Here is a 6,166-nt window from a genome sequence, read left to right on the forward strand (position 1 = left end):
TTAAGGGTTTGTGCGCCAATGCTCAATTAAATAACGAGAAATAGAGTCGGTTCTAGGCAGCTTTAAATGCTCCCCTTCTTCGTGCCAATTACCAAATTGCTCTAAGTCTTCACGGCTAAACCATTTTGCATCGTCTAGCTCTTCTTTATCTACGTTAATTTCCTCAGATGTCGCCTCTGCAAAAAAACCAAGCATAATTGACGATGGGAACGGCCATGGCTGAGATGCAACATAACGTACGTTATCAACCTCTATACCTGCCTCTTCTTTAACTTCACGCGCAACAGCTTGTTCCAGTGTCTCCCCTGGGTCTACAAATCCAGCAAGCGACGAATACATACCAGTGGGCCACGCGGCTTGGCGACCTAATAAACAGCGCTCTACTCCGTCAGCAAAGACTTTAGTAACTACCATAATTACCGCAGGATCGGTGCGCGGGAATGTAGGATGCTTACAGTTTTCGTTTTCACACACTCTAGAGTGCCCGGCTTCCACTGAACGGTTTTTACTACCACAGCGCCCACAAAAACGATGCGTGGCATGCCAATAACATAACCCTCTCGCAAGGGCGGCTATTGAGGCATATTTAATGGTTACTTGAGGCCCATATTGGCGAATATCAAAAAACTGAGCGCCCTCTATTAAAGGCGTAAGTATGCTTTCATCCAGATCAGATACATCCAATGCAAACACACCATGTTTAGCATTATTTAAACCAACAAAAATAGCACTCGTCAAATCTAAATGCGCCACTTGTTGATACGTTAAATAGCTTACTTTAGGGGTATCTTTAATAAATAGGGTTTGATTATTTTTAACTAAAACCCATTTACTTTGCGCCGACATTTGCGCTTTAAGCCACGATGGGTCTTTACGAAAGTTTGAGCCTCTGTCTAGTGGCATGTTGCTGTAATGAAGCATGTAAGTCCTTGGTAACTCGTTATGCTTTAAAATTACCATAATCATTTAGCAAACCCAATTGATTACAGTAATAAAAAAAGCCTATATAAGGCTTAATTCATCTATTACGGCTTTGTATTAAAATCTCTCATGTTGCAGGCACTTAGCTTGCACTTTTTTAACTATTTTTTACTGTTAAAGTAGCAAAGTATTATCAATTAAATGAAATTGCTCTGCGCTTTGTTTTAATACCTCAGCGGTTAACCGGTCAGCACCGTATACATCGCACGGTACATTATATTGATTTTTTAAATGCCCAAGTAACAAAGCAAAGTCACCATCGCCAGAGAGCAAAATAACCTTATCAAGGCTTTTACCCTGCTCTAACATGTCTATTGTTATACCTACATCCCAATCGCCTTTAGCACTTCCATCACGGCGTTGAATAAATGGCTTTAGCTTTACGTCAAAACCAATCGCACGCAAAATATTTTGAAACTGATTTTGCTTTTCATCACCTCGATAAATAGCGTACGCAAAAGCACACTCAATATTGTATTGCGCCTGCATTACCCGCCAAAACGCATTGTAGTCAAAGTTTTTTCCGTAACTCTCGCGGCACGTGTAATAAATATTTTGCACATCAACAAAAATACCTACGTGTGGTTTCGTGCTTTGCTGCTCGTTTTGTAAAGTCATTTAGTGTCCTAGTGAGGATTAATAGCAATAAAAGTAACGTTATAAAATAAGTGTACCTTGCAATTTATATTTAAGTAACCTAAATTAGTTACATACCCTTATGTAACCAATATTGGTTACATATTAAAAAGTAACCATTTTGAGATTTTTATGATTGGTGTGATCAGCGGCGATATTATTAAATCGCAAACAATCCCTAAGCAGCAATACGATGCCATGCTTTATCAACTAGAGCAAAGTTTGCGAAACATTTCGGGGGAGCAAACACTTTGGAATATATACCGAGGCGATGCCTTTCAGTTACAAGTTAATAATCCTGAGCTCCTTTTTAAAAATGCCATACTTGTATATTTACACCTTAAATCGTCAGGTTATGAGCTACGGCAAAGCTTGGCACTTGGGCAAATAGATAACCCACGCAGCGATATAAAAACAGCAACCGGTTCTGCTTTTACCCTTTCGGGGCAAGGCCTTGATAAAATAGGTAATCAACGCTTTGTTTTTAATATTAATGAGCAGCAGCTTGATGAAAGCTTAAATCTTAATTTAGCCTTTGCCGACGTATTACTCACTAAAATCACGCAAAAACAAGCAAATGCCCTGTATGTCTATTTAACATCATCAGACAACAGCCACGCGGCACTGGCTAAAGAGCTTAAAACAAGTCGCGAAAATGTAACAAAACTACTAAATTTAGCGCACTACCAACTTATAGAGCGCTTTATTAAGCACACACAACACGTTATAAAAAATATAATTAAAGGAGGTGAATAATGGAGTTTTCACTTTTACTTGTCGCGCTTGTTATTGGCCACTTACTCGCTGATTTTTACTGGCAACCTATGAGTTGGGTAAACGACAGAAACACCCGTCACTTTAAAGCCAGTAAGCTTTATTTTCATGTACTTGTGCATGGTGTAACAAGTGCACTCATTATTACCGTGTGGGAATACACATTCGGGTGGCAACAACTAAGCAGTGTTTTAATTGCCACGGCGAGCATTATGTTGAGCCATTACTTTATTGATATAGCTAAATCGTATTCTAATAAAGGCGTGGTGCCTTTTTTACTTGATCAAATAGCGCACATACTCGTTATTATTGCGCTCAGTATTTGGCTAACTGATAACAATAGCTTTATGACAGCAATTAATAATATGCTCACTGATCCCAAAATACTGTGGGTGGTATGCGGTTATTTAATTATTTTAAGTCCTAGCGCCGTATTTATAAGAATGATGTTAGAGCGTTTAACAAGTAACTTTTCAAGTACTGGTAGCTTACCACTTGCAGGGCAAAGCATAGGTATGCTTGAGCGCGTACTTATGCTGAGCTTTATATTGCTTGACCAATTTGCAGGGCTTGGCTTTTTACTTGCGGCAAAGTCAGTATTTAGGTTTGGCGATTTAAGTGCAAGCAAAGATAAAAAACTTACCGAGTACGTTATGCTCGGCACACTACTTAGCGTAAGTGTTACTTTATTTGTCGGCTTGGGTATTAACTATTTAATCAGGTAGGCAATACAGTAAGTACAAATTACAGACAATAAAAAACGCGCTGCTTCTATTTGTTCAAAAGAAGAGAGCGCGTTTTTTGTATCAGCCTTTAACCAAGTTCTAAATTAATTAAACGCCAATATGATCATTAATCGTTATTTGTGCGACGACGGCGTTGGCCACTACCGCCAACAGATTCACGCTTTGCCCATGGGTTTTGCGCGCTGTCATCTGTTTTAGCAGCTGGCTTTTTAGAACCACCACGGCGTGGGCCGGTACCATTACCACCATTATTTGGCTTTTTACTGTTAGGCTTGCTGCTATCAGATTTAGGCTTATTAAAAGGCTGCTTTTTCTTAGGCTTTTTAGACGGCAGTGGGCGAGCATCTAATGCGCGCTCTGCTACTGGGTTAATAGGCTCAAAACCGTCTTCTTCAGCACGTGGGATAAGCTCACCAATAAAGCGCTCAATACCGTATAAATCAACAGCATCTTCTGTTGTTACAAACGAAATCGCATGACCCGACGCACCAGCACGGCCTGTACGGCCAATACGGTGAACGTAATCTTCATATACATTTGGTAAGTCGTAGTTAACAACATGCGGTAATTCAACAATGTCTAAACCACGTGCAACAATGTCTGTTGCTACTAGTACGCGTACTTCACCACTTTTAAAACCATCAAGTGCTTTAACACGTGCGCCTTGTGATTTATTACCATGGATAGCCGCGCCTACAATGTCATCGCGCTCTAGTTGTTTAACTAAGCGGTTAGCACCGTGCTTTGTGCGGCTAAACACTAATACTTGTTGCCAATCGTTAGTGCGAATCAAGTGGCTTAGCAATGCTGTTTTACGTGTTTTATCTACCGCATAAACACACTGAGTAACACTTTTTGCAGTAGTATTTTTTGCAGCAACTGAAATTTCAACAGGGTCATTAATTAACCCTTTTGCTAATGCACGAATTTCGTCAGAAAATGTAGCCGAAAACATCAAGTTTTGACGTTTAGCAGGCATTTTAGCAATTAAGCGTTTAATGTCATGAATAAAGCCCATGTCTAACATGCGGTCAGCTTCATCGAGTACAAGCACTTCAACGCTATCAAATTTAACTGCATTTTGATTATGTAAGTCGATTAAACGACCCGGCGTTGCTACTAAAATATCAACACCTTTACGAAGACGCTGCATTTGTGGGTTAATTTTAACGCCACCGTAAACTACAAATGAGCTCACATCCGAATGCTTAGCGTACTCTTCAACGTTTTCGCTTACTTGCAAAGCAAGCTCACGTGTAGGCGTTAAAATAAGTGCACGTACGTGGTTACTTTTAGCTTTAGGGCCTGACGACAAACGCTCAATAAGTGGTAATGTAAAACCCGCTGTTTTACCTGTACCTGTTTGCGCTGCTGCCATAACATCACGGCGTTCAATAATTGCAGGAATTGCTTGAGCCTGAATCGGCGTTGGCGTTTCATAGCCCTTTTCTAAAACCGCATTAACCAAAGACTGTGATAAACCTAAACCTTCAAAACTCATATAAACTCTCTTTTAAATTAGGCTACATTAGCCAGTTGCGCGCATTATACCTGTAGTAGCTAAGAATGCATGCCATTATTTACGTTGCGAGCAATTGAGCATAGCTTAATAAAATTAAACCTGTGCTCAAGTTGCTTAAAAATGCAAAAAACGGCCATAAGCCGTTTTATATTTATACTTAATTACTCTAAGTATAAGAGTTACTTAACACCTAACTCACGCAGGCGTTCTTGCAAGTAGCTATCTGCCGTGTAGCGCTCTGAAAGCACAACACCTGGATGCGGGTGTAAAAATAACGGTAGTGAAATACGCGATTTAGTAGATGCTTTACCCGTTGGGTTAATTACACGGTGAATTGTCGATGGGAAATACCCGCCCGACGCTTCTTGTAACATGTCGCCGATATTAATAATTAAGCTGCCAAAATCACATGGCACGTCTAACCAACCGCCATCTGTTTTTTGAACTTGTAAACCAGGCTCATTAGAAGCTGGTAATACAGTCAATAAGTTAATATCGCCATGGGCTGCTGCGCGAATAGCACCTGGCTCTTCATCACCCGTCATAGGCGGATAATGTAGGATACGTAACAATGTTTGCTCAGAGCCTGCAATCATGTCTTTTAAATCAATCGAAAACTTAGCACGTACATCAGCTGGAGATTGAGCCTGCACCCAGCTTAGTAAAGTACCAGCAAATTCACTTGCTAAACGGTAGTATTCACGTACATCAGCTTCAAGCTCTGCAGGAACGCGACCTTTAGGGTACACATGGAAGTACTCTTTAATGTCTTTTATTGTAAAGCCTTTCGCTACTTCAGATACTGAAGGCGGAAAATAACCGTCTTGAGTTTCTTTAGAGAATAAAAAGTCCTGCTTTTGCTCTGAGTTAAAAAAGTCTTGCCAATTTTTGTAAATAGACTCAACTAAAGACTGTGGGATTGGGTGGTTTTTTAAAACGCCAAATCCAGTATTTCTTAATGATTCAACAAATTGTGCAGCCGCATCGGGAGCTTTATAATCAACAGTAGGTAATTGCATTGTACGTTCCAGTGAATAGGTTGTGAGAAGTGAACTGCTTCAATAGTAGCAAATAGCTAAGATAAAGTAGCAAAGCCTTCATTATAGCGCTATGTGAGGATAGACAAATGACCTTAAAAAAATAAGGACATATGTCCGCAAAGCATAGCCGCCGCCACTTAGCTTGATCAAGATCAACTTATAAAAAAACGTTGAATTTGCAAGGTTTAGTGCTTATATATGGTCTACTAGGGCGTGCTGACCTTTGGTGGGTGAATTTGTAGCAGACTGTTTGGTATTTAAGCAAGGCAGAGCCTGTGATGTGTGGTTGTTCCCCATAAATAGGCGATAACGCAGCATAAATGCCAAACATGCGCTACCCTTTGGATTCTTTCTAGGGACGATTAACTCTTTGTTGCCTACATGGATGTCATAGGTAGGTACTTAAGAAAAACATTAAGTACAGCCTTAAAAATTTGGCTCTACCCCATACTGAAATACTCCTGTTT

The 6,166-nt window shown here is 40.1% G+C and carries 6 protein-coding genes; 2 read left to right on the top strand and 4 right to left on the bottom strand.

The window, feature by feature from the left end; translation table 11 throughout:
- Window positions 1-921: an NAD(+) diphosphatase gene (gene nudC / locus I6F44_RS18530; protein ID WP_197102736.1), complete on the bottom strand. Its 921-nt coding sequence runs from the start codon at window positions 919-921 to the stop codon at window positions 1-3.
- A 174-nt stretch (window positions 922-1,095) separates the two neighbouring features.
- Window positions 1,096-1,599, bottom strand: coding sequence for a LabA-like NYN domain-containing protein (locus I6F44_RS18535; RefSeq protein ID WP_197174338.1), 504 nt, complete (start codon window positions 1,597-1,599; stop codon window positions 1,096-1,098).
- A 150-nt stretch (window positions 1,600-1,749) separates the two neighbouring features.
- On the opposite strand from I6F44_RS18535, the gene I6F44_RS18540 reads away from it, so the two are divergent.
- Window positions 1,750-2,373 carry a hypothetical protein gene (locus I6F44_RS18540; RefSeq protein WP_010555313.1) on the top strand — a complete coding sequence of 208 codons (624 nt, stop codon included), beginning with the start codon at window positions 1,750-1,752 and terminating at the stop codon, window positions 2,371-2,373.
- Window positions 2,373-3,116 (top strand): DUF3307 domain-containing protein, encoded by a 744-nt coding sequence (locus I6F44_RS18545; RefSeq protein ID WP_197174339.1) that lies wholly within the window; start codon window positions 2,373-2,375, stop codon window positions 3,114-3,116. The genes I6F44_RS18540 and I6F44_RS18545 overlap by 1 nt, the downstream gene beginning before the upstream one ends.
- A 127-nt stretch (window positions 3,117-3,243) precedes the next feature.
- Here I6F44_RS18545 and I6F44_RS18550 read toward each other — a convergent pair whose 3' ends face one another.
- Complete coding sequence (locus tag I6F44_RS18550) at window positions 3,244-4,638, bottom strand: DEAD/DEAH box helicase (RefSeq protein WP_007377987.1); 1,395 nt, start codon at window positions 4,636-4,638, stop codon at window positions 3,244-3,246.
- A gap of 200 nt (window positions 4,639-4,838) precedes the next feature.
- Window positions 4,839-5,678: an isopenicillin N synthase family dioxygenase gene (locus I6F44_RS18555; RefSeq protein WP_197174340.1), complete on the bottom strand. Its 840-nt coding sequence runs from the start codon at window positions 5,676-5,678 to the stop codon at window positions 4,839-4,841.
- Between the last annotated feature and the right edge of the window lie 488 nt (window positions 5,679-6,166).

The sequence above is a fragment of the Pseudoalteromonas sp. NZS11_1 genome (genome assembly GCF_015864275.1).
GTDB lineage: Bacteria > Pseudomonadota > Gammaproteobacteria > Enterobacterales > Alteromonadaceae > Pseudoalteromonas > Pseudoalteromonas arctica.

What these genes read in the sequence shown, in the direction of transcription:
- I6F44_RS18540 (WP_010555313.1), top strand. Translation starts at nt 1,750, where the DNA reads ATGATTGGTGTGATCAGCGGCGATATTATTAAATCGCAAACAATCCCT.
- I6F44_RS18555 (WP_197174340.1), bottom strand. Translation starts at nt 5,678, where the DNA reads ATGCAATTACCTACTGTTGATTATAAAGCTCCCGATGCGGCTGCACAA.
- I6F44_RS18550 (WP_007377987.1), bottom strand. Translation starts at nt 4,638, where the DNA reads ATGAGTTTTGAAGGTTTAGGTTTATCACAGTCTTTGGTTAATGCGGTT.
- I6F44_RS18545 (WP_197174339.1), top strand. Translation starts at nt 2,373, where the DNA reads ATGGAGTTTTCACTTTTACTTGTCGCGCTTGTTATTGGCCACTTACTC.
- I6F44_RS18535 (WP_197174338.1), bottom strand. Translation starts at nt 1,599, where the DNA reads ATGACTTTACAAAACGAGCAGCAAAGCACGAAACCACACGTAGGTATT.
- nudC (WP_197102736.1), bottom strand. Translation starts at nt 921, where the DNA reads ATGCTTCATTACAGCAACATGCCACTAGACAGAGGCTCAAACTTTCGT.